Genomic DNA, 25,354 nt, shown 5'->3' with positions numbered 1-25,354 from the left:
CCGTCAGTCCACCCGACGCGCACGTGCCCCGGAAGGCCCGGCAGTCCCTCCGGACGGGGCCGAAGGTCCCTTTCCGGGGGACCGGCCGGCACCGGCCGCGCGTAGCGCCGGCCCGGACGACGGTCAGAATGCCGGTGTTCGTGCCTTTGCGTGACACCCGGGCACGACTCTGACTCGTCCACGCAATACCCTCAGCCCGTGACCCACAGCCGTAGCCGCAGCCACAGCCGCAGCCAGACCGAGCAGCCTCGCCCCGCCGGGCTCCCTGCCTTTCAGACGCTGCTGGACAGCACGAACTGGGCGTCGCTCGCCACGGCCTGCGGCACGGGTGAATCCCTGCCGGCGGCGCTGACACTCCTGACCAGCCCGGACCCGGTCATCAGGGAGTCCGCGCTCCAGGACGCGCTGGGACCCGTAACCCATCAGAACAGCATCTACGAGGCCACCGTGCCCGTGGCGCTCTTCGTCGCGGCGATCCTCGACCACCCGGCCATCACGGCAGGCGACCACTGCCACGACGCCACGACCCGCCCGACCCTCGTGCAGCTCCTCGACTGGCTCGGCGGCACCGCTTACGACGCCAACGACGAGTGCGTTGCCTTTGACGAAAGCCTCTACGGTGAGGGATGTCTCGATGAGTTCGCGGAGATGCGTGCGTTCAGGGACGCACGGCCGGCGATCTTCTCCGCTGTTCAAGCCCTTCTCGGCCATGACGACGCGGACGTGCGCCACTCCGCACTGATCGCTGCCATTCCCCTGATAGAACACCCCCTCCTCACCCGGCACCAGGCCGATCTGGCCGGCCATGCACGACGTCTCCTGGCCGCCAGCACTGACCGACATCATCGCGACCGCGTCCTGGACGCGCTGAAGGCATGGGGTCACGAGACCAGGGGGTTGGAGAACACGTCCGACATCGCGGCCCGCGAGCACTATGCCCGCCTGAGAGCCGCACGCGCTTCCCGGGACGGCGACTGGACAGGCGGCGGCTACAGCGAAGACCCGCCGTTCTGACTCAACCGACGGCGCCGGAGGACGGGGGCCATCCCCGCAGGCCAGAGGACGTTCATCTACGACGACGCGGACCCGGACGCCTGCCCGGACTTCCGCCTCCAACCGCGCGAGAAGTGACCGGAGCAGCCGGCCCGGTCGAGCCCCGGGGAGCGTGCGACGCATCGCTGATCACCGCCGCCTGACGTGGAGCGGCTCCGCGTACGGAGCAAGGTCCCTACTCGCCCGCGCGGGCCACAAGCAGCGGCTGGAAGAAGCCCGTCTCCTGTGGCATCCGCCACTGGGGGTCGACGAACCCGGCCTCGGCTGCGAGGCCGACCAGCCGGTCCCGGCCGAGTGCCCAGTAGGTCGTCCGGCGGACCTGGACGCGCCATTCTCCGCCTGCCGGGAGGAGTTGGAAGTGCTCCAAGTCGTAGTGCTCCCCGTCGTCGTGCCAGTGCCAGAGCTGGAAGGTGACGGTTCGCCCCCCGCCGTCGGCTTCGGCGACCCCGGAGACTTGAGGAGGCGTCGAAGCCGGACGATCGCGCAGCAGGTCGTCGTAGGGCCGTGTGCTGATCAGCAGCCGGCCGCCGGGGCGCAGGACTCGGCGCATCTCGGCCAGGGCGGCGTTCACATCCTGCTCCGTCAGCAGGTGGGGCAGCGAGTTGTCGGCGCAGACGACCGTGTCGAACTGGCCATCGGCAAACGGGAGGCGCCGCATGTCGGCGGCGGCCGTGTGCAGGCTCAGGCCCCGGCGGGCGGCCTCCCCGGCAGCTCGGGCGGCGGCGCGGGGGCTGATGTCGGTCCCGGTGACCCGGTGCCCGCGCAGCGCCAGGCCGATGGCCTGTGTGCCGATGCCGCAGGAACAGTCGAGCACCGCCGCGCGATCCTGGTCGATCAGTGCGTCCAGGGCGTCCCCCTGCCGACGGATGCCCGCGTCCCAGTCCGAGTAGATCAGGTGGTAGTCGTCGGCCAGTTCGTCATAGAAGTGCGCCACCGATGTGTCAGGCATGACCTGAGATTACCGTGCCGGATTCCCTGGAGGCGCTGGTCGCCGTGGTGATCGGCACGAACGTCCTCGCTGACGACAGTGCCGTAGTTCCCCGTGAACATCTGCGAACGTGCTGATCACCAACGGCTGTTGACTCACCGACCAACGCTGCTGCCGGACGTGAACGAAGCCACTCCCGGAGAAAACCGTCAAGAACATCGCCTCGCGGCTCTCCGTCAAGCCCGGGGTGGAGCAACGCGTGCAGGCGGCGTTGATCGCCAGTCCCGAGCGGACACCGCCCGGCCGGGGTGCGGCCCCGTCCGGGCAGGAGGAGCCGTCCGCGGGCCCGTCCGCGGTTCAGTGGTGCGGGACGACGGCGACGGGGCAGGCCGAGTGGTGGAGCACGGCGTGGGCCACCGACCCGACCCGCGCGCCGCCCCGTGCCGACTCGCGGACCCGTCGGCCCACGACGAGCAGCCGGGCGTCCGACCCCGCGGACAGCAGTACGTGGCCGCCGCTTCCCCTCTCGACGTGCGTGACGACGTCCACCTCGGGATACCGCAGGCGCCACGGCTCCAGCGCCTGCTCCAAGGCGGCCCTCTCGTACGGCTCCAGCCCGCCGAACTGATCGGCGATCCACATCGATCCGGGGCTGTAGCCGTACACCGGAGGCAGGCTCCAGGCCCGGACCGCCCGCAACGGCACCCTGCGTGCGGCGGCCGCCTCGAAGGCGAAGCGCAGCACCTCTGCGCACTCCTCCACGCCGCCCTGCTGGCCCACGACCACCTCCCCCCTCCTCGGGCCCGGTCACCGGACGGCCGTGCCGGGCGCGTACGGAGACGATGGGGCACTCGGCGGAGGCGATCAGCTGCTGTCCGCAGGAGCCGAGCAGGAAGCCGGCCAGAGCACCGTGGCCGCGGCAGCCGAGCACCAGCATCTCCGCGCCCTTCGCGGCCCGCAGCAGAGCCGGAACAGGGGCGTCCGCCAGCACCTCCACGGAGAGCGGGAGCCGGGGGTGGTGGTGGGTGAGCTCGGCCTCGGTCTCCTCCAGGATCTCCTGGGCGCGGCGGGCTTCGACGCCGCGGTCCTGGACGACCGGGGCGGCGAGCGGCTGCCGCTGCCAGGCGTGGACGACGTGGACGCGCAGGTCGCGGAGCGCGGCTTCCCGCGCGGCCCAGTCGGCCGCGGCCCGGCTCTCGGGGGAACCATCCACTCCGACGACGAGGGTGCGTTTCACGGGTCTGTCTTCCGTGCTGATGCGCGGGGGCATCGGGATCGGCCGGCGGGAAGGTGGTCCGCGGGTGGCGCCGGCCGGGGGAAGGACCGGGCGTCAGCGGGATTCGCCTTCCCGGGCCGGGCAGGGGCGCGGAAGGACCGACCGGCCCCTGCACGAAGGCCGGTCCTCCCCTCCCGGCCCGGACCTCGTCCCGTGAGTCGTCGTCCAGCACCGTGCGCGTATCAGGTGACGGATGCTCAGCGATGGCTGGGGCCGTCGGTCAGTCGTTGCCTTCGATGATGCGGAAGTCGCGCTCGACGGCGTCGGAGAGGACCACCAGCGCCTTCTGGTAGGCCTCGCTCTCGTATGCCGCGACGGCCTGTTCGAAGCTGTCGAACTCGATCAGAATGACACGTTGCGTGTTTCCGGCCTCGTGGGCGACGACTCGACCGCCACGGGACAGGAGCCGCCCGCCCCCCGCCCGGACAGCCGGGCCGGCCAGCTTGTCGTAGGCGGCCAGCCTCTCAGGGTCGGATGTGGCGCGGTAGACACTGACCCAGTAACCCTTGGCCATGGAAACCTCCTGTGTTCGGTGTGAGAGGACGTGCTGATCCGGCCTGGTTCGGCTCTGCCACCCGCGGCTGCCGGTTCGCGTCCCGGCGATGTCTTCCTCAGCGCCCCGGGCGCCTCCGGCGACATGGGAACGCGCCGGAGACGGATACGAAGGCCTCCCGGTCGACGGGGTCGGCGATGGCGGGCCTTCCAGCCCGTCCCAGGGCGCCTCATCGAGTGCGGGGCGGGAAGTCGGCGAAGCGTGGTGCGCCGGGCTCGTGCGGAATGCGAGCGGTGCGGGCGGCGAAGCTGACGGCGTTATACCACCCACACAACAGGAGCAGGTCGAGCAGTTGGGGCTCGTCGAAGACCGAGGCAAGCCGTGCCCACAACGCGTCATCGATGTCGGAGCACTCATGCAGCATGTCGACGGCGAGAATGAGCAGCCGTTCCGGCTCGGATGTCCAGCATTCGTCGGCGGGACCGCCGTGCACCAGCGAAGTCGCCTGCTCGCGAGTGAGGCCGACTCGCTCGGCGAACGTCACCATGTGCACGCCCCACTCGTACTCGCAGCCGCACAGCGCGCACGTCCGGTCGATGACGATCTCGCGTTCCCGCATGGTCAGCGTCAGCTGCCGGCTCAGCTCGTAGCGACCCCACCCGTGCATGGCGCCGGCCATCGGAAGGTTTCTGGCGAACATCCGGAACAGCCCGATCGGTGGGGCCTCTCCGGGCATCATGCGCGCGAGCAGTGCGCCGACCTGGTCGGTATACGGCGGTTCCAGCAGGGCTATCCGCGACATCGCTCTCCCGTCGAGCTCGTTTCGAAATTAGAAACGCCGGGGTGGATGCTAGTGTTTCTAATAGCGAAACGCAAGGAGACGTATGCCAACGCCGCGCCCAGGGACACCGGTTCGTGGATCGACGACCGGCCGTCCGATCATGGCCGCGATGGACCTGTTCGGCCGCCGGTGGGCGCTGCGCATTCTCTGGGAGCTCCGTTCGGGCCCACTCGGCGCCCGCGCGATGCTGGCACGGTGCGAAGGCCTGTCATCCAGCGTCCTCTACCAGCGGCTCCGCGAACTCGTATCGAGCGGGATCATCGCCCCTTCGGCCGATGGCTACGAGCTCACCCGGCTGGGGACAGAACTCATTCACGCCCTCCGTCCGCTCAACGAATGGGCCGCCACCTGGGCGCAGGAGCAGGAACACCACGATCAGGAGCCCACGGGGACCTGAAGATGACGCCCAACCAGGTCGGCAGCGATGTGACAGCCCCCGACTCGTGGACACATGGGCTCACTCGACCTGCGAAAACCTTCTGTCGCCGGCTCGTCGCCGCGTAGCGGGGTGAAATCGATGTCCAGGCGGGCATCGTAGGCAGCGGGTTCGTCGTGGGGGTCGTCTCGGAAGCCGGCCTGCCGGCCAAGGCGGAGGGCACCGGCGCCTCGCCCGCCGTGACGGCGGGCCGGCGGATGACGGTTTCCCCCGTCACTGTGCCCGGGGACGCCCCCCCATCGCCGGCGCGGCACGTCTGGTGGCGACCGGCCACTTCAGGCGACTGGCGGTGGTCGACGACGACGGCCGGCTCGTCGGCGCGGTCAGCCGTGGCGACCTTCTGAAGATCTATCTCCGCCCTGGCGGCGACATCGTGACGCGGCTGGTTCCCGCCGGATCAGCGAACGTACAGGGGCATGTCGGCCACGGTCTCGTCCGGCTGGAGGGCGAGGTGCCCGGTGCGGTGGTGGCCGAGGGACTGGTGCGCGCCGCGCGCACAGTGCCCGGGGCCGTGGACGTCACGTCCCGGCTGCACTCGCGGGCGCCGGTCCGACGGCGCTGACGGCGCCTTCCGGCCGCGTGCGCGGCCCCGCCGGAAGCCCCGGCCCAACGGGAAGGGCGCCCGCCCATCGGCCGGACCGCACCGGGTCGCATCCACCCCCTCGGCCGCGCGACACGCGCCCTGGTCGAGGTCAACGGCCCGGAGGGCCGGATACGGACACCCCGCCGCCGCACACCATCAATGCCGTGCTCGACCTCGCCGCCGCCCGTCGCGCCCGCCTCATCCGCCGATCGCAGCGATGAGCAGCCCGTGCGGCCGAGGTGGGCTCGCCGCCTGACGGCAGGCACGTGAGGTCAGGCTGTTCCAGTATGGAAGTCGGGTCGGACATGTTGCTGTCCACGGAGGTGAGCGCGATGACGCTGCCCAGACGGCGTCGGACCGGCGGCCCGGCGGAGGCGGTGGTCGGCAGCGCGTGGGAACAGGCCGCGATGTCCCAGGGCGCCCCCGAGCGGGGCCGCGAGCCGTCGGTCCTCACCTTGACGCTGAATCCCACGGTGGATCTCTGCTGGGAGGTCGGACGCCTGGAGGCCGTCGACAAGAACCGTGCCCGGGTCAGGTCCGTGGCCGCGGGGGGCGGAGGGATCAACGTCGCCCGTCACGTCGTGCGGCTCGGAGGACGAGCCACGGCCATCCACACCGCCGGAGGGGAGGTCGGCCTGCGTCTCGGCCGGCTGCTGGACGAAGAGGGCACCGACCACATCGCCGTCGACATCGACGAGGACACCCGCGAAGCACTCGTGCTGGTCGAGGTCCGGACCCGCCGCAGCTATCACGTCGTGCCGCCCGGCCCGCAACTGCGCGCCCACGAGGGGCGGCGGTGTCTGGAAGTGCTGGAAGGGGCCGTTGGCGGTCGCCCGTACGTCGTGGCCAGCGGCAGCCTGCCCGGCGGCTTGCCCGACGACTTCTACGCGGCTGTCGCCCGCCGCGTCAAGGCAGCCGGATCCCGGCTGATCCTGGACACCTCGGGGCCCGCGCTCCAAGGAGCGCTCACGGAGGGCGTGTTCCTCCTGCGATGCAACCGGAGGGAGGCCGAGAGCATGGCAGGCCGGGCCATCCGTGGCTTCGACGACGCCCGGGCCCTCAACGAGCACCTGCTCACCACGGGGGCTGCCGAGATCGCCGTGACCACCCTCGGAGCGCTGGGCGCGTTGTGCTCGACCGGCCGCGGCCACACCAGGCTCTACGCGCCGCCACTGCCCGGCGAGCCGCTGAGCGATGCCGGGGCGGGAGACAGCATGGTCGCCGCCCTCACCACGCGGCTGGCCGCCGGTGACGATCCCGTCAGCGCGTGCGCGTTGGGCGTGGCCACAGCCGCCGCGGCGATGCTCACCCCCAGCACCGAGCCCTTCGACCCGGACGTGGCCCGGTCACTCCGCTCACTGGTGAGGACCAGCACCGACTGGCGGTGACCCTGCCGAGCATGCCGCCCGCGCGCCTGCGGTACGGGCGACCTCCTCGGCCGGCCGTCCTACGCGGGCGGGGTCGGCGACGGCGATGTGGTCGCGGGGGTGGCCTCGGCCTTGAGGTTCCGGGCCGAGCCGGTCCGGGCCGCCGGGGCGTCCAGGGCGTCCAGGGCGTCCAGACGTAGCAGGCTGTAGCGCCGTTGTACGACGGACAGGCCCGCGACCGCCGTTCCGAGGACGAGCCATCCGGCGGGTCCGGCCGCCATCACGGCGCCCGTCAGCAGCGGCGGCCCGGCGGACTTCTGTACCGACTGTGCCATGCCCGCCACCCCCAGGTAGGACGCCCGCGCCTCCGGGGGCGCGAGGGACACCGCCAGCTCCCAGGAGCTCACCGACCGCACCAGCTCCGCCAGCGTGACCAGGACCGCCACCGCCAGGAGGACGACCGAGGCGGTCCAGGCCCCGCCTCCCGTCGACAGCACGAGCAGGGCGCAGCAGGCGAACATCGTCAGCCCGTACAGGCGGACCGCGCCCGCCGCCTGGCGCGGCTGCTCGACCCTGGCGGACACCCGCAGTTGCAGTACGACGACGAGCACGGTGTTGATCACGAGGAAGGCCGGGACCAGCGCGTGGGGTGCGTCCGTGTGGTGGACCAGCCACAGCGGCAGCCCCACGTTGAGGAGCGAGTCGTCCAGGTTCATCGGCATGTCCAGCAGGACGAACCGCAGGTATCCGCGGTCCCGCCACGGACTCGGACCGGGCTGCCGCCGCCCGGTCGGTCCGTACCCCCCTTCCCGCCCCTCCCGACCGGCCTCGGCCTGGCCGGCCGGGCTGCCCGTGCGGGCCCGCGCCTGCGGGCGGCCGCCCGCCTCCCCGGTGCGCCACACCAGCGTGGCGGCCGCGACGAAGGACAGGGCGTTGGCGAGGATCAGGGCCTGGTAGGCCTCGCGGCTGCCCACCGCGAGGCCGATCGCGGCCAGGCCCGCGCCGAGGGCGTAGCCGGCGTTCGCCGAACTGCGCGACAACGCCTGGTAGGTGGCGCGCCGTTCGCCCGCGACCCGGGTGGCGAAGAGCATCTCCAGCGTCTTGGCCGCCCGGTCGCCCAGGTTGGTGAGGGCGACCACGAGCAGCAGCGCTTCGAAGCGGGTGACGACGAGCAGCGCGCACAGGGTCGCCAAGCGGAGCAGATGACAGCCGATCAGCAGCGAGCGCACCGGGAACCGGCCGGCCAGGTGACCTGCGAGCGGCGAGCCGGCGATGCCCGCCACTCCGGCCGTGCCGAGCAGCAGGCCCAGCTGCCCGGCGTCCAGCCCGATGACGAAGGTGAAGTACAGGACGGAGGCCGCGGCCCACACTCCCGAGCCGGTCCGGTCCAGCAACAGGGCGAGCAGCATGATCCGTGCGGGGCGGCCCCCCGGCGGCCGGCGCAGCTGTGCCAGCAGGCCGGCCTCACCCCGCCGGCCCGGCCCGCCCTCTCCGCCCCGCCGGCCCCGCCGGCCCCGTCGGCTCTTCCCGCTCCCCCGGCCGTCCCCGCCCCGCCACATCCCGAGCCCCGTATCCTCAGCAAAAGTATCTCGATGTCGAGATACCCGACGGCGGCCAGCCTGCCCGAGATCAATCTCGACGTCAAGATACTTACGGTGCCGTACAACCGGTCCGACCAGGACCGGACCGGTCGGTCCCCGGGCTGCCGGCTCCCTGCCCGTCGACGGCGATACGGCCGCCGTGTGGCGCGCGGCAGGACCTCTGCCACCATGGCCCCATGGACGCACCGACCCGTGGCGCGTGGCTCCGCGCCGGAATCAGCCGTGACGGCGGCCCGCTCGAAGAAACCGGGCACGTCGTCTGGCTCCAGAGCGGCCCCCTGTACGCGGACAGCCGCGGCTTCGCCGGGAGTACCTCCTACGACGGCGAGCAGGTCACCTTCCACCACGACGTGGGCTCCCCCGGCCACGACATCGGAACCCTGCGGCCCGAGGGCACCCGCATGATCGAAACCGGCACCAACCTCGACGGCAGCACCTTCCTGGAAGTCTGGACGCCCCTGCCCGACAGCGACGGCCCCGCCGGTTCCTGGCTGGCGGCCGGCACCCAGACCGTCCGCGTGGGCCGCCACGTCGTCCACGTCGACGCCGCCGCCCGGGGCACCCACTTCACCCTCCCCGCCGACCTCCCTTAGCCCGTCCCCTCGAAGGCCCGACCTCCCTTGGCCCGCGCACCCGCGCCGGTCAGAACTCCACGGTGACGAAGCCGTCCTCGTCCGCCGCGGCGGGTTCGACCACCCGGTACCCGAACTCGTCCTTGAGGGCGGCCAGGTCCCAGTTCGCGGCCCGTTCGCGGTAGTTGAAGACGAGGTCCTTCGCCTCCCCGCCGTGCTGGAGGATGCGGGCGACGGCGATGTCGTCCGGGTGTCCGTGGATCTTTCCGTTCGTGGAGATCAGATAGCGGCCGCAGTCGAGGAGGCCGAGGAGATCGTTCGAGATGTTGTGGGCGCTGCCGTGGTGGGCGACCTTCAGGGCGTCGATCCGCAGGCGCCCGCCCTCGGCCTCGGCGCGCGGGCGGAGCGAGGCCGCCAGGCGCCGGTCGTCCGCGTCGCCGGTGAGGACGATCCGGGTGCCCTCGAACGAGAAGAGCAGACCGATGCTGGTGCGGTTCGTCGCGGAGCCGTCGCGTTCGAACGGCGCGGCGGCCAGTGCGGCGACGTCGACCGCGCCGAAGTGTTCGATGCCGGGCACCGGGTGCCTCTCCTGGGGATCGACTCCCGGGATCAGGCCGGCCTGCGCGCACTTCGTCTCCCACATCGGGATCAGCGCCTCCAGCAGACCGCGGTCCGGCGCCAGCACCTCCATCGTGGAGCCGTCGTCGAACCAGGTCAGCGGATGGCCCACCTCGATGCTGCGCCCCTGGAACGCCTTGTTCCACGGCAGGTGCCGGGTCATGAGCGTGGTCGTGAGCATCTCTCCTTCCACCGCGCCGAAGACGTCGCGGTCGTGGAGGTGGTCGAAGCCGTTGAACCACACGTCCCCGAGCGCCACCGGCTCCTGCGCGTCTTCGAGCAGCGACAGCACGCCGAGGATGTGGTCCTGGTCGACATGGGTCACCACGAGCACGTCGATCGTTCGGTCCAGATCGGCGAGGAGGGGCTTGATCCGCTTGTAGGTGTCGTGGCGTCCGCCGTCGACGAGGACCCGCCGGGTGAAGTCGGCGTTGCCGTATTCGAGGAGCAGGCAGTCGCCGTCCTCCGCGGGCAGCATGCTGAGCCGGATCATCACGTCCTCCTTTGCCGCAGGTCGAGGATCAGGAACGGCTCGCGCGTGTCGACCAGCCAGGAGAGCCGGCGCGCCTCGTCGAGGCGGCGTGCGCACTCGGGGTCCTCGGGGAAGGCCGCGAGCCCGTCGGCGAGCCAGGAGAGCCCGAGCGTGTAGAAGGGGATGCCGCGGTCGAAGGCCTCGATCAGCCCGTCCCGGCCCCGCCGCACGTCCCGCCGGTCCCCGGAGGACCGGCGCAGCAGGCGTACCGCCCGCAGGATCGCCCCGTCGCCGAGCCACGGGAACCCGTCGGCCAGCCGCTCCAGCCAGGGGTCCCAGCGCGTCTCGCCCGGCGTGTGGTCGGTGCCGATGAGGACGTAGCACCCGGCCGCCGCCGCGAGGGGGTTGTCGGGCTTGGAGTAGAGCATCGCCTCGACGTCGGTGAAGAGCCGGGCCGCGGTGTCCAGGGCCCCCTGGGCCAGGTACGCGAGCCCCGCGCCTACGTCGGCGTCGCGGACGGACACGGAGACGGCGCTGCCGGTCGGGCTCTGCCGGAGGTTGACCAGCACCTCGGCCTCGGCATCGCCCCACGGCAGGGGAAGGGTGACCAGCCGTACGGACCCGGCGGCCTCCACGACGAGGAACTGCCGCTCGCCTACCGGCCCGCCGGGAGCCCCGACGGGGCCGTTCGGACCGAACCGGTACAGCGGCGTGACGGCTCCTCCGGCGTCGAAGGGCGCCGGCTGGACGCGGGGTCCGCCCGAGCCGATCGATCCGGCGACCGAGGTGCCCGACGGGGCCTGTGCCAGGTCCAGGATCGACGCGAAGGACCAGCGTGCGGGCGCGGAGTCGCCGATCCAGGTGGCGAGGGCGGTCAGGTCGACGGCTCCCCCGGGTACGGCGCCGTCCGGGCGGGAGGCGGTGGCGACCATGGAGCGCGAGGCGACCGACTCCGCGAGCGGGCTCCGGGCCGTGCCGTGGTAGACCCCGCCCGGCTCGATGTTGCCCATGAGGTACTGCCAGGCGTGCGTCTCGTAGGGCGAGTCCGTCATGGCGAAGTCCACCGGGGTCTCCTGGCCCTCCACCGCCACGGCGCTCTGCGTGAGCACCAGCCCGGAGGGCAGGGACGCCGACACGACGTAGCGTCCCGGTGCCACCGGGTAGGGCGTGGGGCTCGGTGAACTGCCGCAGGGGATGAGGACGTCGTGCCGGGACGAGCCCGTGAGGTCGGCCGAGCGGATGTCCCCGACGATCACGGCGTCGTCGGGCTCCCCGCCGGGCGGCAGGAGCAGCCTGATGGCGAGTACGGCACTCACGGCCGGGCCAATCGGAGGTGGAACAGGGGCGGGCGGGCGTCGAGTTCGTCCCTGCGTACGTCTCCGGGGCCGAGGACGGCCTCGACCTCGTACTGCCCGAAGGGCAGGAGCAGGGACCACTCGGTGAGGTCGGGTTCGTCCCCGGCGGCGGGGGGCGGGCGCCGCCGGTCGTCCTGCCCCGGGTGCCGGCAGGCGAAGTCGGCGAGCGCGTTGTCCGTCTCCGGGACGCAGCCGATGTACACCGGGACGATCGGGTCGCCCGGCAGCTCGTGGAAGACGAAGTCGAACGACTCGGAGTTGACGGGTACGGCCGCGTTCACGAGGGTACCGGCGAACGCGGGCTCCCTCATGAAGTGGCCGATCGCGTGCGTCAGGGTGCCCGTGGTCACCCGCCACACGCGGCCTTCGGTGTTCTCGCTCGCCGCGCCCTCCACGCTCTGCAGCAGGGCGGAGGTGAACAGGCTGGCCTCGCCGGCCCGCCCGAAGGTCTCCTCGCCGTGCAGGGTCGCGTAGATGACGGCGTGCTCGCGCGGCACGAACCCTTCGGGCCGGAACATCTCGTTGCCGTCGATCGGGACCCGCCCGAGCGAGGCTCCGCCCACGGTCCTGCCGAGCGCGTCGGAACCGGCCCGGCAGGCGTCCACGAAGAAGACCTGCTGGCCGGCCCGGCAGCTGTTGAGCCCCCTCTTCAGTCCTTCGAAGTGCAGGGCGCCGTTCATCGGACTGTTGAGGTCGGCGAACATGTCCTCGGCCAGGAGGGAGGTGTCGAACCCCAGCGAGACGCCGTGGCCACAGAAGTAGAAGACCAGGCGGGCCTGGTCGTGATCGCCGCGGTCCTTCCACTCCAGGACGGCGGCCACGATGTTGTCGATGGTCGCGGCTTCGACGGCGTGCTCCGCACGGGTCCGCGGATGGACGAAGGGGCCGGGTACCTCCTCGCCGAGCAGGAGTGCCAGGCTGCCGAGCGGCCTGCCCCCGTCGTGGTACCTGTCGATCATCCAGGTGGCGAACCGGCGCGCCGAGAGGGGCGGCGAGGTCAACTGCCGCATGCCCGTGGCGCCCGGATGGGTCGTCGGCGAGGCCCCGCCTTCCAGGTGCGTGTACGCCCCGATCCCGATGACGAGCGCATGCGTGGACGCGGGCCCCGCGTTCTCGTCGAGGTGCACCGTGAAACCGGCCATGGGACCCTCCGCGGCGCGATGCATCGGCAGGCCAGCGCGAGGCTTTCCTCTCATTATAGGAATGGGCGCGTCATATGTCCCCCGGAGGCCCTCGGAGGCCCTGGCGGGCAGGAACATCGTGGTGCGCCTCAGTCGGAGGCGGGCAGGTGGCTGCGGGTCGGGGCGCATCGGATTCCCGGTTGGCGGAAGGCCTCCGGCCGGACATGATCGGGGGCGTGATCCTTTCTCATGACGCGGCCGGTTCGGGCCCTGCTCTCGTCCTCCTCCACTCCGGCGTCTGCGACCGCCGCATGTGGGACCCGCAGTGGGAGGCCCTGCGGGCCGTCGGATACCGGGTGGTCCGCGCCGACCTGCGCGGTTTCGGCGAGACCCCGGCCGGGGCGGGCGACCACGACCCCGTCGCGGACGTGTGGGAGTTGCTGGACTCGCTCGGCATCGAGCGGGCCGCCCTGATCGGCGCTTCGTACGGAGGCAAGCTGGCCCTGGCCGCCGCCGCGCGCCACCCCGAGCGGGTCACCGCCCTGGCCCTGCTCGCCTCCGGCCTCCCCGGCCGGGCGCCGAGTGCCGAACTCCGCGCCTGGGGCGCCCGGGAGGACGCCCTGCTGGCCGCGGACGACCTCGACGGCGCGGTGGCCCTGAACGTCGACACCTGGCTCGGCCCCGACGCCACCCCAGAGACCCGCGCGGCGGTCGCCGAGATGCAGCGGCACGCCTTCGGGGTCCAGTCGGCCGCCGAAGCCGCCGCCGCGGCCGCCGCCGAAGCCGCCGGCCCGGCCCGGCCCGAGGCCGACGCGGCGCACAAGGCGGACGCGGCGGACGCGGCGGACGCGGCGGACGCGGCGCAGAAGACCCGGCAGGCGGCCCCCGAGTTCGACCTCTCCGGGATCGCCGCCCCCACCCTCGCCGTCGCCGGCGCCCATGACTTCGCCGACCACCGCGAGATCGCCGTAGACCTGTCCCGGCTCCTCCCGAACGCGCGCCACCTGGAACTCGACTGGGCCGGCCACCTCCCCTCCCTGGAGCGCCCCGAGGAAGTCACCGCCCTCCTGGTGGACTTCCTCACGGGCGCCGGCGTGACCGCCTGACAGCGCTACCGCCGGCCGGCGCAGGGGTCGCAGCAGGAGGGGGCAGGTTCGACGCAGACGCTGACGGTGTCGGTGTTGTCGGTGGTGTCGGGGTCCTTCTCGTTGGCGGTGGCCGTGGCGGTGTTGCCGATCAGGCCTGCCTCGGTGGCCTTGGCCCGCAGCACGAGGGTGGCGGTGGCACCCTCGGCCAGGCCTCCCGGCCTCCACAGCCCGGTGGCCGGATCGTAGGTTCCGGGGCCGTCGGCGGACAGGAAGGCGAGGCCGTCCGGGAGCCGGTCGGTGACGGTGACGCCGGTGGCTCCGTTCGGACCGGCGTTGCGGACGGTGACGCGGTAGGTCACCGTCTGGCCGACCGTGACGGTCGTCGCGTCGGCCGCTTTCGTGACGGTCAGGTCGGCGGCCGGTTTGACCTGCGTGACCTGTTCGTTGGAGGTGGACGTCAGGGGTTCCGGCCTGTCGCCGAGCCGGTTCTCGTACGAGGCGGTCGCGGTGTTGCTGATCTGCTTTCCGCCGGTGGCCCGGTCGATGGTGACCCGGTACTCCACCGTGGTGCCCGCCGGCACCGTCTCGGTACTGGGCAGGCTGCCCCCGTCCACGGCGGTGGCGCCGTCGCCGAGGCGGAAGACGACCTTGTTCGCCGTGCTGTCGTAGTGCGCCTGGTCGTCGCCCTGGGCATCGCTCTTCGCCCCGGCGTTCGGGCCGTCGAGGATCCGCAGGGAGCCGGGCAGATACGTCGTCCCCGGCGGGATGGCGTCGGTCAGGGCGAGGTTCTCCGCCGCGCCGCCGCCCTCGTTCCTGGCGGTGATGCGATAGGTGACGACGTCGCCCACCTCCAGTGGTCCCGTGGGGGCGGCGATCTTGTCGAGCACCACGTACGGGGCGGTGCCGAAGAAGATGCCGTCCAGGAAGTTGCCGATGCCGCGGTTACCGCCGGCGGCGGAGATGGAGCGGAACGCGAAGCGCGTCAGCGTCTGGCCCGCCGGAACGGTATAGGTGCCGGTGTAGTAACCCCAGGCGGTGTTGCCGTCGGTGAAGCGCCGCTGCTCCACCGGGGCGCTGGGTACGCCGATGTCCAGCGCCATGGTGTCGTCCCCCTGGCGCCCGCGGTGGTACAGCCGCCAGTACAGCTTGGTGCCGGGGGTCGTCGGCAGGTCCTGGTAGAGCGTGGAGACCTCGTTCGCGTTGAGTTCGGCGAACTGGGTGCCGTCCGCCGCCGGGACTCCCTGGAATCCCGAGTGCCACAGTTCGATCCGGTGATCGGAGGCGGTGGTGAGCCAGCCCGGGACCCGCTTGGGCGCCTGCGTCTGTGAGGAGTCCGGCAGGATCTCCACACCGGCCACGACGGGCTGCTCGAAGCTGCCGTTGGCCAGGGCAACCCGGAGCGGAGCGGGAGGTGTTGCCATGTTTCTTCCCTTCGATTCGACGCTGCCGAAGCGCACCGCCGATCGGCCTCGACTGCCGAGTGCCGTGGCGGAGCGGAATGCTCCGCAAGGGCATCGCATGCGGCTGAACACGTAAAGTGACGAATGGAGGGGCCCGGCCAATCCCGCGCGGCGGGTTTGCGGGATCCGCTCCCCGGAACGGCTCCCGCCGCGCCGTCATCCATGACGGCTCGGGCACACCGCCCCCGCCACACCCGCCTCCCGGCCCTCTCCCGCCCGCGCCGTCATGACCGAAAACCCCCGTCAATCCTCTTGCGATCGTCCCACTTGAGGGTGAATCGGACATCAGCGAAATTGACGCTCCCCGCACGACGGCACCAACCACCCCGGGAGGCCTTCGACCGAACTTCATTCATCATGCATTTATCGCGTGCCACCATGTGCCTGGTCGGATCGATCGTCCGCTGCGGCAGACGGACACGAAGGAGTACGTCCTTGAACAACGACCTCGGGCGCGGTGCCGGACCAAGGGTGTTACGGGCACTGGTCGCCGCCCTCTGCGGGATCGTCGGTACCGCCGTGCTCGGCGCGACCCCGGCGGCGGCAGCCGATCAGCGTCACCCGGTCTACGCCATCGCCCACCGCGTGGACACGCTGGCCGGTGTGGACGCCGCGCTGAAGCACGGCGCCAACGGCATCGAGATGGACGTGTGCGCGTGGTGGAACCCGAACGAATGGCGGGCGTATCACGACTGTTCCTCGGCCGGTGACAACCGGCTGGGCCCCAGCTTCGACAGCATGGTCGACCGCATCGTCTCGAACGCGAACGCGGGACGCCGGCTGTCGCTGGTCTGGCTGGACATCAAGGACCCGAACTACTGCGGGGAGCAGGAGAACCGCGGGTGCAGCGTCGCCGGACTGCGCGACAAGGCGCAGCGGCTGACGGCTGCCGGGATCCAGGTGCTCTACGGGTTCTACGAGTACCACGGCGGCGGCACCCCGGACGTCGGCGGCCGGGGCTGGAAGAGCCTGGAAGGCAGGCTCGGCAGCCTGGAGGGCATCACCTCGACCGGCACCCGCGACCAGGTCCAGGGGGCGTTCAACCGGTCCGGTTCCGGATTCCCGGCCGGTCACCGGGTGATGGACTACGGCGACAGCGACATCACCAAGGGGTTCGGCAACTGCACGGAAGCGTCCTACAACACGTGCGCGGAACTGAAGAAGGGCGCCGGGGACCGCGACGCCGGCCGACTCGCGGCCACGCTCTCCTGGACCACCACCTACAACGACCCCTGGTACGTCGACAAACTGCTGGGCGACGGGCGCGTGGACGGCATCATCGCGGGCTACGGGGCCTTCACCGGAGTACGCGAGTACGACGACAGCTGGCAGTGCGCCAACGCCGTCAACCTCGTCCGTGACTGGGTGAACCGCCACGGCGGCACCCATCGCATGGCCACCGCCGGCGACCGTCTGTTCGGGTAGGGCGGGGCACCGCCGGACGCACCGGTTCGCGCCGCCCGCGCCGCCTGCGCCGCCCGCGCCGGATCACCACATCGGGCACGGGCGGCGCGGCGCTTTCCCACAGCACCCAGAATGCCGCGGTCCTCAGGTGCCGGGGTTGACGGGCCGCTTGTAGTACCGCCACGGGAACCATCCCGCGCCGACCGGAATCCATCCTTCCGACTCCATCCGCCGGTGTCGCGCGACGGAAGGGAGCGCGACCCGACGGTGCTCCCAGGGATGGGCGGAAGCCTCCACCTCATGGTAAAAGGGGCCGTAACCGACCATGTGCCAGCCGTCGCGGCCGGCCTCCTCCAGGGCCGCCATCTCGTCGAACGCGGTCAGCCCGCTGAGCGTGCGGCGCTTGGGGGCGTTCGGTCCCCCGCCGGGCGGCGCCGACGAACCCGCTGCCCCGGCCTTGCCCGAGAAGCGTTGCTGGGCGGCCTGGCGGCTCACCCCCAGGACGCGGCCCACCGTGTCCCAGCTGTGCCCGGCGGCCCTGGCACCCTGAACGGCCTCGCGCAGGAGCCGGCTCGACTCCTCGCAACCGACGCGCGAGGCGTCCACCAGGCGCAGGTACCCGTGGGCGTCGTGTTCGAGAGAGTCGGCCAGCCCTTCGGGTGCACCGAGCACGGCCGCGGCGATCCCCTCCCGGATCCGGTCGATCTCCGTCGGATGGAGCAGCGGTTCATCGCTCATCAGCGCACCCCTGCAAGGGGTTCGAGGGCGTCGAGGACTTCCTCGTCGCGGCGCGCCCGGTCGGCGGAGTCACGTGCCGCCGCCCGCGCGGCCAGGCCGGCGGTGCAGGCGATGAGCGCGAGGCCGGCGACGATCAGGGCGACGGTGGCGTAGGGGCCGAACCGGTCGCCGAACATCACCGCCACGGCCGGGAGGACGACGGCGAGCGGCAGCACGCCCGCCATGGACGCGGTGGCGGGAAAGGCGACCCGGCGCCGGACCTTCGAATTCAAGATCAACATGCGTCAAGGAAACCTTGACATCGCCGACTTGTCAAGAATCCCTTGACGTCGAGCACGGCCACCCCCGCCCCGGCCGGCGGACGCGCCGCCCACCGGGCCCGTCGCCCTCCGCGCCGGGAGGGGGTTTCACCCGGTCGGGCCGGGCGGGGCGGCGGGCCGGCGCGAATGGCCCAGTTTCGGGTCATCGGACGGGCAGCTCGTCGGATGGGATGCCTAATGTCGGTGCGAGAGACACCCGGTCCCGAAGCGTGTGGAGGCAGCATGTCCCGTCGAGGCCGCCGGCTGGCGGGAGCCTGTGCGAGTGCGATCGCCGCCGGCCTGCTCGTCACCGGAGTCGCCCTCACCACGCCGCCGCGCGCGGGTTCCGACGGCGGCTCCGGCAACGGGGTCGCGGTGGGCGCCTACCTCCACTACGGCACGCCCGGCGTCGAGAGGATGCAGGAGCTCTCGCACTGGCTCGGGGGCACCGAGCTTCGCGCGGGCCACACCTACCTGCCCGGCGACACGTGGGCGAACATCGAGGGGGCTCCCGATTCCCTGCGCAGCTGGGCGCGGTGGCGCCGGGAGAGGGCCGACCGGCTGTTCGTGTTGAACGTGCCCATGTTCGAGCGCAACGAGCGCCGCGTCCCCGACGCCCGGGTCGCCGAGCTGATCCGCTCCGGCGCCCGCGGTGAGTACGACCACCACTTCCGGCGGCTGGCGAAACGTCTGGTCGCCCTGGGGGTGCCGGACACGGTGATCGTGCTGGGCTGGGAGATGAACGGCTTCGACTACACCCACCGCTGCCGGCCCGACCCCGAGAACTGGAAGAGGTACTGGCGGCGCGTCACGGCTGCCATGCGCTCGGTGGAGGGCCAGCGGTTCCGTTTCGACTTCGCCCCCAACCGCGGCGGTGACGCCATCGCCTGGACCAGGTGCTACCCCGGCGACGACGTGGTGGACATCATCGGCATGGACAGCTACGACCAGCCTCCCGGCCACTCCTTCGACGAGCAGGTGACCCAGCCCTACGGGCTCCAGAAGCAGGTCGACTTCGCGAAGGCGCACGGGAAGCCGATCTCCTACCCCGAGTGGGGGCTGTTCCGCAACGGCGACAACCCCGAGTACATGGGGCGCATGCTGGAGTGGATCGAGCAGCACAAGCCGCTCTACCACAGCATCACCGACTACTGCCCGCACGGCGTGTGGCAGTGCACCCGGAACCCGCACTCCGCACAGGTGTTCCGGGACTTCCTCTCCGCCGACGGAGACCGCGACCGGACGTTCGGCTTCGACGGGGAGGTGGGGACGAGGCGCTCGTGACGCGGGTGGCCGGCGCGACGGAGCTCGCACGGCGGCGCTCGCACGGGGCGGCGCTCGCACGGCGCACGTCAGCTGACGATCTGATCCCCGTCGGGTATGTCCTCGACCGTGACGAGCGTGCGGGACGTGCCGAGCCCCCGCGCGACCTCCCGGGCGAGCCCCTCGGCGTCCGGGCCCGACGGGACCGGCACCCGCTCCCCTTCGTCGTACCTCTCGATCGCCTTCACGAAGTAGCTCGGGTGCCACGCGCCGACGGCCCCCTTGACCTGGACCGCGGTCACGCGGCGGGCGCCGACGCGGTCCTTGAGCGCGGCCAGGACCTCGTCGGACCGCAGTTCGCCGGGTACCTGGAACAGGCCGGCATGAGCACCGACAAGACCGCCGTCCCCCAGACGTACGGTCACGGTGAGGCAGCTGGTGACGCTCGGATACGTGATCACGCCCCCGGGGGCGACCTCCTTGACCTGCCCTTCCGTGATGGTCGCCCGCTCCGGCGCGGCCGGGCCTCCCCCGGGGCGGGAGCCCGCGCGGGTGGGCTCGTACGGGGCACGATCGGCGGCTGTGGCGGGTGAGGTGAGGGCCGCTGCCCCGGCAAGGGCTACTGCGAGTACGGCGATGGCACGCTTGAGTTCGATCACAACCTTCGCAACGTCCGCGGCGCGCGGAAGGTGCCTCGATTGCCTTCGGGCTCACCGGGGAGGCGCCGGCCGGGCGGCGGCAGCCGGGCGGCGGGCGCCGCGGGGGCGGCCGCGGTTGCGGCCCCGGCGGGTCCGCCGGCGGCTCACCCGGAGCCAGGCCGCGGCCTCGGGGTCGCGCGCCGCCAGCTCGGTGAGCGCCGGATGCACGTCGTTCGGGGCCGCCCCCGCGCCGGGGTCGGCCTCCCTGCGGTTGGCGTCGCGGAGCCTGCCGTACCCCACGAGGACGACGATCTGCGCGACCAGCGCGAACCAGGTCGCGGTGGCGGCCGTACCCTCCACCGGCCCGTGGGGGTCGGTCCGGATCAGGGCGACGGCCGTCACCACGATCACTGCCAGCACGGCCCACACGGCCGGCGCGGCCAGCCGGTCGGTCCCGCCGGGCCTCACCGGAAGGCGGGACCGGAGGCGGTCGCGGCAAGCGGCGTGGAACTCCGCCCGAGCGGTGGCGAATTCGGCGTCACGCGACACGACGTTGCCCAGGGCGACGGGCGCCGTGCGCCGGCGCAGGGCGGCGAGCAACGCGTCCGGGAGGGGGTGGCCCGCGTCGGCCCCCGGGTCCGCGCCGGCCGCTGTGACGGCGAGGTTGCCCCGGTGGTTCACCGTGGCCAGCCCGTCGAGCAACAGTCCGGCCGCGGCGGCCTGGACGTCGTCCCCGAGCGACCAGCGGCCGACGGCCGCGTGGTAGGGGTCGACCGGCGCGGGACGCCGCCCCGTGACGACCCGCCACCACCTGCGTCCCTGACGGGTCCGCAGGCCGAGCATCCCGTACAGCAGGGCCGTGACGGGCAGTACGACGCGGGCGAGTCCGACGGGGTCCACGCACCGAGCGTAGGCGGCGCCGCCGGGCGGCGTACATCCGATATACGGGGACGGGCACCGGCCGGACCCGGTCCGCCCGGGTGAATCTTCGGACCGCGTTGTGCCGAGTACGGGCCTCTCCGCCGGTCTAGCCTGCAGACCCATCGTCCCGGAGGAGCGGCAGATGACCGATACGACGACTCTCGACCTCGGACCGCAGGCCGGGATCGTGGCCCGTCTCGTGGCGGGCGTCCCGGACACCGGGCTCGGGGGCCGGACGCCCTGCCCGGCGTACGCGGTCGGTGACCTGCTGAGCCACCTCGCGGGCCTCGCCGTCGCGTTCCGGGACGCCGCCCGCAAGGACCTGGGCCCCACCACGGACACGGCCCCCGGTGCGGCCGCACCCGCCCTGCCCGCGTCCTGGCGCGCGGACCTTCCCCGGGTCCTCGACGAACTGGCGGAAGCCTGGAGGGATCCGGCCGCCTGGACCGGCATGACCCGCGCGGGCGGCGTGGACCTGCCCGGCGACATCGCGGCCGTGGTGGCCGCCGACGAACTGGTGATTCACGGTTGGGACCTGGCCAAGGCCACCGGCCAGGAGTACGTACCCGATCAGGCCGCGTTGCACGCCTCGCACGAGTTCCTGCTGGCCGCCGCGCAGGACGAGAGCCGGGGCGGGGGCATCTTCGGAGCCGTCGTGCCCGTACCGCAGGACGCTCCGCTGCTGGACAGGGCAGTGGGGCTGAGCGGGCGCGATCCGGGCTGGACGCCACCGACCTCCCCGTGAGCGGAGGCCGACGAGCGCGCGACGGCGCCGGCCGCGGGGCCCACGGAGCGTCAGCGCAGGGCGCTCTCGCCCCTGTGGACGGCGCGCAGGGAGCGTTCGACGGTCTCCCGCTTCTCGCCGACCGGAGCCACGTAGTCGATGACGTCGCGCGCGGCGTCCTCCCCGAGCGTCCGGGCGACCACCCAGGTGGCGAGGTACTGGGACGCCAGGCAACCGCCCGCCGTGGCGATGTTCCCCTCCGCGTGGAACGGCGCGTCCAGCACGGTGACGCCTGAGGCTTCGACGTAGGGCCGGCTCGTCATGTCCGTGCAGGCCGGCATTCCGTCCAGCAACCCGAGCCGGGCCAGCACCAGGGCGCCCGAACACTGCGCGCCGATCAGCTGTCGCGAAGGATCCAGCACCAGCCTGGAGATCAGGCGGTCGTCGGCGACCACGTCCCGCGTCTTCACTCCGCTGCCGATCAGCACGACGTCGGCTTCGGTGACGAACTCCATCGGGCGCTGTCCCGTCACCTCGACGCCGCCCATGGACGTGACCACCGGTGTCGGCGTCGTGATGAAGGCCTCCAGGCCGTCCTTGCGACACCGGTTGATCAACGCGGAGGCGATGAAGCTGTCGAGCTCGTTGAACCCGTCGAAAGTGACCACGGCGACCTGCATCACAACTCCCTCGCGCACGGTGTCGGATCTTGAGCCTCCCCGGCCCACGGCTCCGGGTCGAGGGCCAATCGGCGGCCGGTGGCACGCCTTCCGCCCCTCTGCTTCCGCTCCGCCGTGCTTCCGGCATCCCGCGGCGGGCCGACGGCCGATCAGCTTCCGCAGGCGCAGCCGGCCGCGGCCTCGGCCGCTGCCGGGGTCCGGGCGGCGTCGGGGGACTGTCCGTCCGCGGGGTCGCAGCAGGCCCGCGGCGCGCTGTCGGCGCTCTTGCCGAGGGTGGCGGCGTCGGCCTTGACGACGTACACCTCCCACGGCTCCCGGCCGGGGCCGGTCACCCAGACCTTGTCCTGGAGGGCGTAGCAGCAGGAGGTGTCGTTCTCCTCGAAGGTGGCCAGCCCCGCCTCCTTCAGGCGGGTCGTGGCGGCGGTGACGTCCTCGGTGGTCGCGACCTCGACGCCGAGGTGGTCGAGGCGGGTGGGCTCGTCCGCCCCGCCCTCGATCAGGACGAGCTTGAGCGGCGGCTCGGCGATGGCGAAGTTGGCGTAGCCGGGGCGGAGCTTGGCCGGTGTGGTGTTGAAGAGCCTGGAGTAGAAGGCGATCGAGCCCTCCAGGTCGGCGACGCGCAGGGCGAGCTGGACACGGGACATGGCGGTCTCCCCTTCGGCATTCTGTTTCGACGTCTGTCGATATAGAAGACGTTGCCACTGGATTAGATAGCTGTCAACATAGAGGCATGTCGAAACAAGCTGGCCTGCCGCTGCTGGGGCAAGGCGATGCGGCGTGCTGTACGCCGATGGTCCGCGAGCCGCTGGGCGATGAGGCCGCAGCCGGGCTGTCGCGGATGTTCAAAGCGCTGTCGGACCCCATCCGGCTGCGACTGCTGTCGCTGATCGCCTCGTACGAGGGCGGTGAGGCGTGCGTGTGTGACCTGACCGGCCCCTTCGACGTCTCCCAGCCGACGATCTCCCATCATCTGAAGGTGCTGCGCGAGGCGGGACTGGTCGGCTCCGAGCGGCGCGGAACCTGGGTGTACTACTGGGTGATCCCCCAGGCCCTGGCCCAGCTGTCCGCCCTGCTCGAGGTCCCCGCCGCGCCCGCGAAAGCGGGCACGTGAGCACCTCGGCGCCGCTGGCCCGACGGGCGGCGGTCGAGGCGGCCGGTACGGCGGCCCTGGTCGCGGTGGTCGTGGGCTCCGGGATCCAGGCCACCGAGCTGACCCCGGACGTCGGCCTGCAGCTGCTGGCCAACTCCCTCGCGACCGTCTTCGGCCTCGGCGTGCTGGTCGCCTTCCTCGGCCCGGTCTCCGGCGCGCACTTCAACCCGGTCGTCACGCTGGCCGCCTGGTTCACCGGCCTCCGCGGCCGTGACGGACTCACCCTGCGCGAGGTCGCCGCGTACGTCCCGGCCCAGATCGCCGGGGCGATCGGCGGCGCGATGCTCGCCGATGCGATGTTCGCCGAGCCGGTCATCGCCTTCTCCTCCCACGAGCGGTGGGCCGGGCACCTGTGGCTGGGCGAGGCGGTGGCCACCGCCGGGCTGCTCTGGCTCGTCTTCGGACTGGCCCGGACCGGCCGGGCGCACCTGGCACCGGTTCTCGTCGCCTCCTACATCGGCTCGGCGTACTGGTTCACCTCGTCCACCTCCTTCGCCAACCCCGCCGTCACCATCGGCCGCGCGTTCACCGACACCTTCGCCGGAATCGCCCCCGGCTCCCTCACGCCGTTCATCGCCGCCCAACTGCTCGGCGGCGCCCTCGGCCTGGGCCTCGTCGCCGCCTGCTTCGGCCGGCCGCCCCGCACCCCGACGGACCAGGCCGTCCCTGCCGCCCGCCCTGCCGAAGAAAGCGCGCCGACCTCATGAGCACCCCCACCGTCCCGTCCGTCCCGTCCGTGCTGTTCGTCTGCGTCCACAACGCCGGCCGCTCCCAGATGGGCGCCGCCTTCCTCACCCACCTCGCCGGGGACCGGGTCCAGGTCCGCTCCGCCGGCTCCGCACCCGCCGACTCCGTGAACCCGTCCGTCGTCGAGGCCATGGCCGAGGCCGGCATCGACATCTCCTCCGAGATTCCGAAGGTCCTCACGGTGGAGGCGGTGCGGTCCTCCGACGTCGTGATCACGATGGGCTGCGGCGACGCCTGCCCGTACTTCCCCGGCAAGCGCTACCTGGACTGGACGTTGACCGACCCCGCGGGACAGGGCGTCGCGGCCGTCCGCCCGATCCGCGACGAGATCGAGCGGCGCGTCCGCGGCCTGCTCGCCGAGCTCGACGTCCCGGCATCGGCGTGACCGCCGCCGCGGGGGGCGTACGGGTCGAGCCGATGCGGCCCGAGCACGCCGGGCAGGTCCTGGCGGTCTACCGGCTCGGCATCGACGACGGCAACGCCACCTTCGAGACCTCCGTGCCGACCTGGGAGGCGTTCGACGCCGCCAAGCTGCCCGAGCACCGCCTGGTCGCCCTCGACGGCGCCGGCCGGGTGCTGGGATGGGCCGCGGTGGTACGGGTCTCCGACCGGTGCGCGTACGCCGGGGTCGTCGAGCACTCCGTCCACGTCCACCCCGACGCCCGCGGCCGCGGAGTGGGCCTGGCCCTGCTCGACGATCGAAGAGCCGACGCCCACAGCAGGTCACCGGCGCGCGTGAGGCAGACAGACGCGGTTCAGCGTCGTGTACACGAGCCGCTCCAGATCGGACCGGCCCGGGCCCTACGCTGAGCTGGGCACGATCGAGCCGAACATGTCCTGGCGTGAGGGGGGAACGGGTTGGGCAGGCAGGAGAGGTACCGCAAGGTGCTCAGACCGCTGCTGGGGGCGGGTCTGGAGGTGATACCCGACGCGGTTCCGGCCTCGGCGATACCGCATGTCCTCGGGTACGAACGGGAGAGGCACGTCGGCGGCTTCTTCGTCGAGTACGAGGACCCTCGCCTGGTGCAGCGGCTGAACGACGGCTGGTACGAGCTCGCCGTGTCCGCCGGTCTGCTCGACGAGAACCGCGAATTCCTGATCATGTTGCCACGGGGCACCTGGACGGCCGCGGAAGACCGCACGCTGCGGCACAGGATGCCCGTCTGGCACCGGGTCCGTCTGCTGGACCGGTGGGACGTCATGGGGGCCGGGGCGGCTTCGTTCCTCGGCATTGGCGCCGGCCGTCCCGGCTTCGCCATGCTGGCCCTGGACAACGGCGTCTGGCTCATGGCGGACACGTATGAATCGGGGGTCGGCGTGTACGCGGTACGCGACCCCGCTGGTTCCCCGGGGGTCCTGCGCGGCTTGGAATGGCTCGCCGCGGAGGACGTCTACAGGGACCCCGAGTTCCGACGTGAAGTCGCCGCCTGGCTGGAGCAGCGGCGGCAGCACTGACCGACCGGCCCGGGGACGGCCGGGCCACCAAGCCCCCTTCGCGCTCTGTGTGGACCAGGCCGCCCCTAGGA

Annotated in this window: 28 protein-coding genes and 1 pseudogene; 14 read left to right on the top strand and 15 right to left on the bottom strand. The window is 72.3% G+C overall.

Annotated features, from left to right (window positions below; all coding sequences use genetic code 11):
- The first annotated feature begins 198 nt into the window (after positions 1 to 198).
- Positions 199 to 1,014 carry a hypothetical protein gene (locus OG295_RS38310; RefSeq protein WP_331738195.1) on the top strand — a complete coding sequence of 272 codons (816 nt, stop codon included), beginning with the start codon at positions 199 to 201 and terminating at the stop codon, positions 1,012 to 1,014.
- Between the two features lie 214 nt (positions 1,015 to 1,228).
- Here OG295_RS38310 and OG295_RS38305 read toward each other — a convergent pair whose 3' ends face one another.
- The 4 genes and pseudogenes from OG295_RS38305 to OG295_RS38290 form a co-directional block, all read right to left on the bottom strand.
- On the bottom strand, positions 1,229 to 2,002 hold the full coding sequence (locus tag OG295_RS38305) for a class I SAM-dependent methyltransferase (protein WP_331738192.1): 774 nt from the start codon (positions 2,000 to 2,002) through the stop codon (positions 1,229 to 1,231).
- 336 nt (positions 2,003 to 2,338) lie between these two features.
- A pseudogene (locus OG295_RS38300) lies at positions 2,339 to 3,218 on the bottom strand (universal stress protein).
- A gap of 259 nt (positions 3,219 to 3,477) precedes the next feature.
- Positions 3,478 to 3,771, bottom strand: a complete 294-nt coding sequence (locus OG295_RS38295; protein WP_331738189.1) for a DUF1330 domain-containing protein — start codon at positions 3,769 to 3,771, stop codon at positions 3,478 to 3,480.
- A 208-nt stretch (positions 3,772 to 3,979) separates the two neighbouring features.
- Positions 3,980 to 4,552, bottom strand: a complete 573-nt coding sequence (locus OG295_RS38290; RefSeq protein ID WP_331738186.1) for a carboxymuconolactone decarboxylase family protein — start codon at positions 4,550 to 4,552, stop codon at positions 3,980 to 3,982.
- Positions 4,553 to 4,691: 139 nt separating this feature from the next.
- Between OG295_RS38290 and OG295_RS38285 the strand changes: the two genes are divergently transcribed.
- The 3 genes from OG295_RS38285 to OG295_RS38275 all read left to right on the top strand — a co-directional run bounded on the left by OG295_RS38285 (position 4,692) and on the right by OG295_RS38275 (position 6,998).
- The gene (locus tag OG295_RS38285) at positions 4,692 to 4,988 is read left to right on the top strand and encodes a helix-turn-helix domain-containing protein (RefSeq protein ID WP_331738993.1); all 297 of its coding nucleotides are present in this window, start codon (positions 4,692 to 4,694) and stop codon (positions 4,986 to 4,988) included.
- A 328-nt stretch (positions 4,989 to 5,316) separates the two neighbouring features.
- Positions 5,317 to 5,589 carry a hypothetical protein gene (locus tag OG295_RS38280; protein WP_371681477.1) on the top strand — a complete coding sequence of 91 codons (273 nt, stop codon included), beginning with the start codon at positions 5,317 to 5,319 and terminating at the stop codon, positions 5,587 to 5,589.
- 326 nt (positions 5,590 to 5,915) lie between these two features.
- Positions 5,916 to 6,998 (top strand): hexose kinase, encoded by a 1,083-nt coding sequence (locus OG295_RS38275; RefSeq protein WP_331738180.1) that lies wholly within the window; start codon positions 5,916 to 5,918, stop codon positions 6,996 to 6,998.
- A gap of 59 nt (positions 6,999 to 7,057) precedes the next feature.
- Here OG295_RS38275 and OG295_RS38270 read toward each other — a convergent pair whose 3' ends face one another.
- Positions 7,058 to 8,386: an MFS transporter gene (locus OG295_RS38270; RefSeq protein ID WP_371681476.1), complete on the bottom strand. Its 1,329-nt coding sequence runs from the start codon at positions 8,384 to 8,386 to the stop codon at positions 7,058 to 7,060.
- Positions 8,387 to 8,754: 368 nt separating this feature from the next.
- Here OG295_RS38270 and OG295_RS38265 point away from each other — a divergent pair, with 368 nt between their 5' ends.
- Complete coding sequence (locus tag OG295_RS38265) at positions 8,755 to 9,171, top strand: hypothetical protein (RefSeq protein ID WP_331738174.1); 417 nt, start codon at positions 8,755 to 8,757, stop codon at positions 9,169 to 9,171.
- A 49-nt stretch (positions 9,172 to 9,220) separates the two neighbouring features.
- Here OG295_RS38265 and OG295_RS38260 read toward each other — a convergent pair whose 3' ends face one another.
- Genes OG295_RS38260 through OG295_RS38250 form a run of 3 tightly spaced genes read right to left on the bottom strand, consistent with a single transcriptional unit; the run spans position 9,221 to position 12,737 of the window.
- Complete coding sequence (locus tag OG295_RS38260; protein WP_331738170.1) at positions 9,221 to 10,261, bottom strand: MBL fold metallo-hydrolase; 1,041 nt, start codon at positions 10,259 to 10,261, stop codon at positions 9,221 to 9,223.
- Complete coding sequence (locus OG295_RS38255; protein ID WP_331738167.1) at positions 10,261 to 11,556, bottom strand: hypothetical protein; 1,296 nt, start codon at positions 11,554 to 11,556, stop codon at positions 10,261 to 10,263. The genes OG295_RS38260 and OG295_RS38255 overlap by 1 nt, the downstream gene beginning before the upstream one ends.
- On the bottom strand, positions 11,553 to 12,737 hold the full coding sequence (locus tag OG295_RS38250) for a caspase family protein (RefSeq protein ID WP_331738164.1): 1,185 nt from the start codon (positions 12,735 to 12,737) through the stop codon (positions 11,553 to 11,555). Before OG295_RS38250 ends, OG295_RS38255 begins: the two co-directional genes overlap by 4 nt.
- A gap of 215 nt (positions 12,738 to 12,952) precedes the next feature.
- Here OG295_RS38250 and OG295_RS38245 point away from each other — a divergent pair, with 215 nt between their 5' ends.
- Positions 12,953 to 13,822, top strand: coding sequence for an alpha/beta fold hydrolase (locus tag OG295_RS38245; RefSeq protein WP_331738990.1), 870 nt, complete (start codon positions 12,953 to 12,955; stop codon positions 13,820 to 13,822).
- 5 nt (positions 13,823 to 13,827) lie between these two features.
- Here OG295_RS38245 and OG295_RS38240 read toward each other — a convergent pair whose 3' ends face one another.
- The gene (locus OG295_RS38240; RefSeq protein WP_331738161.1) at positions 13,828 to 15,225 is read right to left on the bottom strand and encodes an isopeptide-forming domain-containing fimbrial protein; all 1,398 of its coding nucleotides are present in this window, start codon (positions 15,223 to 15,225) and stop codon (positions 13,828 to 13,830) included.
- 474 nt (positions 15,226 to 15,699) lie between these two features.
- Between OG295_RS38240 and OG295_RS38235 the strand changes: the two genes are divergently transcribed.
- Positions 15,700 to 16,689 carry a glycerophosphodiester phosphodiesterase family protein gene (locus OG295_RS38235; RefSeq protein ID WP_331738158.1) on the top strand — a complete coding sequence of 330 codons (990 nt, stop codon included), beginning with the start codon at positions 15,700 to 15,702 and terminating at the stop codon, positions 16,687 to 16,689.
- A 123-nt stretch (positions 16,690 to 16,812) separates the two neighbouring features.
- Here OG295_RS38235 and OG295_RS38230 read toward each other — a convergent pair whose 3' ends face one another.
- Together OG295_RS38230 and OG295_RS38225 are read right to left on the bottom strand one after the other, a co-directional pair.
- Complete coding sequence (locus tag OG295_RS38230) at positions 16,813 to 17,406, bottom strand: hypothetical protein (RefSeq protein WP_331738155.1); 594 nt, start codon at positions 17,404 to 17,406, stop codon at positions 16,813 to 16,815.
- A complete protein-coding gene (locus OG295_RS38225) occupies positions 17,406 to 17,687 on the bottom strand; it encodes a hypothetical protein (RefSeq protein ID WP_331738153.1) in 282 nt (93 codons plus the stop codon). Before OG295_RS38225 ends, OG295_RS38230 begins: the two co-directional genes overlap by 1 nt.
- A gap of 261 nt (positions 17,688 to 17,948) precedes the next feature.
- Here OG295_RS38225 and OG295_RS38220 point away from each other — a divergent pair, with 261 nt between their 5' ends.
- On the top strand, positions 17,949 to 18,989 hold the full coding sequence (locus OG295_RS38220) for a glycosyl hydrolase (RefSeq protein ID WP_331738150.1): 1,041 nt from the start codon (positions 17,949 to 17,951) through the stop codon (positions 18,987 to 18,989).
- Between the two features lie 68 nt (positions 18,990 to 19,057).
- Here OG295_RS38220 and OG295_RS38215 read toward each other — a convergent pair whose 3' ends face one another.
- Together OG295_RS38215 and OG295_RS38210 are read right to left on the bottom strand one after the other, a co-directional pair.
- A complete protein-coding gene (locus tag OG295_RS38215; RefSeq protein ID WP_331738148.1) occupies positions 19,058 to 19,627 on the bottom strand; it encodes a hypothetical protein in 570 nt (189 codons plus the stop codon).
- A gap of 51 nt (positions 19,628 to 19,678) precedes the next feature.
- Positions 19,679 to 20,506, bottom strand: coding sequence for a hypothetical protein (locus tag OG295_RS38210; RefSeq protein ID WP_331738145.1), 828 nt, complete (start codon positions 20,504 to 20,506; stop codon positions 19,679 to 19,681).
- A 163-nt stretch (positions 20,507 to 20,669) separates the two neighbouring features.
- On the opposite strand from OG295_RS38210, the gene OG295_RS38205 reads away from it, so the two are divergent.
- Positions 20,670 to 21,272, top strand: a complete 603-nt coding sequence (locus OG295_RS38205; RefSeq protein ID WP_331738142.1) for a TIGR03086 family metal-binding protein — start codon at positions 20,670 to 20,672, stop codon at positions 21,270 to 21,272.
- 50 nt (positions 21,273 to 21,322) lie between these two features.
- On the opposite strand, the gene OG295_RS38200 is transcribed toward OG295_RS38205, so the two are convergent.
- Both OG295_RS38200 and OG295_RS38195 read right to left on the bottom strand, forming a co-directional pair.
- Positions 21,323 to 21,931: a DJ-1/PfpI family protein gene (locus tag OG295_RS38200; protein WP_331738139.1), complete on the bottom strand. Its 609-nt coding sequence runs from the start codon at positions 21,929 to 21,931 to the stop codon at positions 21,323 to 21,325.
- Positions 21,932 to 22,080: 149 nt separating this feature from the next.
- Complete coding sequence (locus OG295_RS38195; RefSeq protein ID WP_331738137.1) at positions 22,081 to 22,575, bottom strand: ArsI/CadI family heavy metal resistance metalloenzyme; 495 nt, start codon at positions 22,573 to 22,575, stop codon at positions 22,081 to 22,083.
- Between the two features lie 86 nt (positions 22,576 to 22,661).
- On the opposite strand from OG295_RS38195, the gene OG295_RS38190 reads away from it, so the two are divergent.
- The 5 genes from OG295_RS38190 to OG295_RS38170 all read left to right on the top strand — a co-directional run bounded on the left by OG295_RS38190 (position 22,662) and on the right by OG295_RS38170 (position 25,283).
- Positions 22,662 to 23,042: a metalloregulator ArsR/SmtB family transcription factor gene (locus OG295_RS38190; RefSeq protein WP_331738135.1), complete on the top strand. Its 381-nt coding sequence runs from the start codon at positions 22,662 to 22,664 to the stop codon at positions 23,040 to 23,042.
- Positions 23,039 to 23,788: an aquaporin gene (locus OG295_RS38185; protein WP_331738133.1), complete on the top strand. Its 750-nt coding sequence runs from the start codon at positions 23,039 to 23,041 to the stop codon at positions 23,786 to 23,788. The genes OG295_RS38190 and OG295_RS38185 overlap by 4 nt, the downstream gene beginning before the upstream one ends.
- Positions 23,785 to 24,213 (top strand): arsenate reductase ArsC, encoded by a 429-nt coding sequence (locus OG295_RS38180; RefSeq protein ID WP_331738131.1) that lies wholly within the window; start codon positions 23,785 to 23,787, stop codon positions 24,211 to 24,213. The genes OG295_RS38185 and OG295_RS38180 overlap by 4 nt, the downstream gene beginning before the upstream one ends.
- A gap of 32 nt (positions 24,214 to 24,245) precedes the next feature.
- On the top strand, positions 24,246 to 24,638 hold the full coding sequence (locus OG295_RS38175) for a GNAT family N-acetyltransferase (protein ID WP_331738986.1): 393 nt from the start codon (positions 24,246 to 24,248) through the stop codon (positions 24,636 to 24,638).
- 75 nt (positions 24,639 to 24,713) lie between these two features.
- On the top strand, positions 24,714 to 25,283 hold the full coding sequence (locus tag OG295_RS38170; RefSeq protein WP_331738129.1) for a hypothetical protein: 570 nt from the start codon (positions 24,714 to 24,716) through the stop codon (positions 25,281 to 25,283).
- The last annotated feature ends 71 nt before the right edge of the window (positions 25,284 to 25,354 follow it).

This window comes from Streptomyces sp. NBC_01276 (assembly GCF_041435355.1).
In the GTDB taxonomy this organism is placed as follows: domain Bacteria; phylum Actinomycetota; class Actinomycetes; order Streptomycetales; family Streptomycetaceae; genus Streptomyces.
Note: the sequence above shows the minus strand (reverse complement) of the source record. Positions and strands in the feature narration are given on the sequence as shown.

Coding starts and splice junctions, on each gene's coding strand:
- OG295_RS38290 (WP_331738186.1), bottom strand. CDS start 4,552: ATGTCGCGGATAGCCCTGCTGGAACCGCCGTATACCGACCAGGTCGGC.
- OG295_RS38305 (WP_331738192.1), bottom strand. CDS start 2,002: ATGCCTGACACATCGGTGGCGCACTTCTATGACGAACTGGCCGACGAC.
- OG295_RS38195 (WP_331738137.1), bottom strand. CDS start 22,575: ATGTCCCGTGTCCAGCTCGCCCTGCGCGTCGCCGACCTGGAGGGCTCG.
- OG295_RS38200 (WP_331738139.1), bottom strand. CDS start 21,931: ATGCAGGTCGCCGTGGTCACTTTCGACGGGTTCAACGAGCTCGACAGC.
- OG295_RS38175 (WP_331738986.1), top strand. CDS start 24,246: ATGCGGCCCGAGCACGCCGGGCAGGTCCTGGCGGTCTACCGGCTCGGC.
- OG295_RS38220 (WP_331738150.1), top strand. CDS start 17,949: ATGTCCCGTCGAGGCCGCCGGCTGGCGGGAGCCTGTGCGAGTGCGATC.
- OG295_RS38265 (WP_331738174.1), top strand. CDS start 8,755: ATGGACGCACCGACCCGTGGCGCGTGGCTCCGCGCCGGAATCAGCCGT.
- OG295_RS38180 (WP_331738131.1), top strand. CDS start 23,785: ATGAGCACCCCCACCGTCCCGTCCGTCCCGTCCGTGCTGTTCGTCTGC.
- OG295_RS38250 (WP_331738164.1), bottom strand. CDS start 12,737: ATGGCCGGTTTCACGGTGCACCTCGACGAGAACGCGGGGCCCGCGTCC.
- OG295_RS38240 (WP_331738161.1), bottom strand. CDS start 15,225: ATGGCAACACCTCCCGCTCCGCTCCGGGTTGCCCTGGCCAACGGCAGC.
- OG295_RS38205 (WP_331738142.1), top strand. CDS start 20,670: ATGACCGATACGACGACTCTCGACCTCGGACCGCAGGCCGGGATCGTG.
- OG295_RS38190 (WP_331738135.1), top strand. CDS start 22,662: ATGTCGAAACAAGCTGGCCTGCCGCTGCTGGGGCAAGGCGATGCGGCG.
- OG295_RS38260 (WP_331738170.1), bottom strand. CDS start 10,261: ATGATCCGGCTCAGCATGCTGCCCGCGGAGGACGGCGACTGCCTGCTC.
- OG295_RS38285 (WP_331738993.1), top strand. CDS start 4,692: ATGGCCGCGATGGACCTGTTCGGCCGCCGGTGGGCGCTGCGCATTCTC.
- OG295_RS38275 (WP_331738180.1), top strand. CDS start 5,916: ATGTTGCTGTCCACGGAGGTGAGCGCGATGACGCTGCCCAGACGGCGT.
- OG295_RS38225 (WP_331738153.1), bottom strand. CDS start 17,687: ATGTTGATCTTGAATTCGAAGGTCCGGCGCCGGGTCGCCTTTCCCGCC.
- OG295_RS38230 (WP_331738155.1), bottom strand. CDS start 17,406: ATGAGCGATGAACCGCTGCTCCATCCGACGGAGATCGACCGGATCCGG.
- OG295_RS38270 (WP_371681476.1), bottom strand. CDS start 8,386: ATGCTGCTCGCCCTGTTGCTGGACCGGACCGGCTCGGGAGTGTGGGCC.
- OG295_RS38295 (WP_331738189.1), bottom strand. CDS start 3,771: ATGGCCAAGGGTTACTGGGTCAGTGTCTACCGCGCCACATCCGACCCT.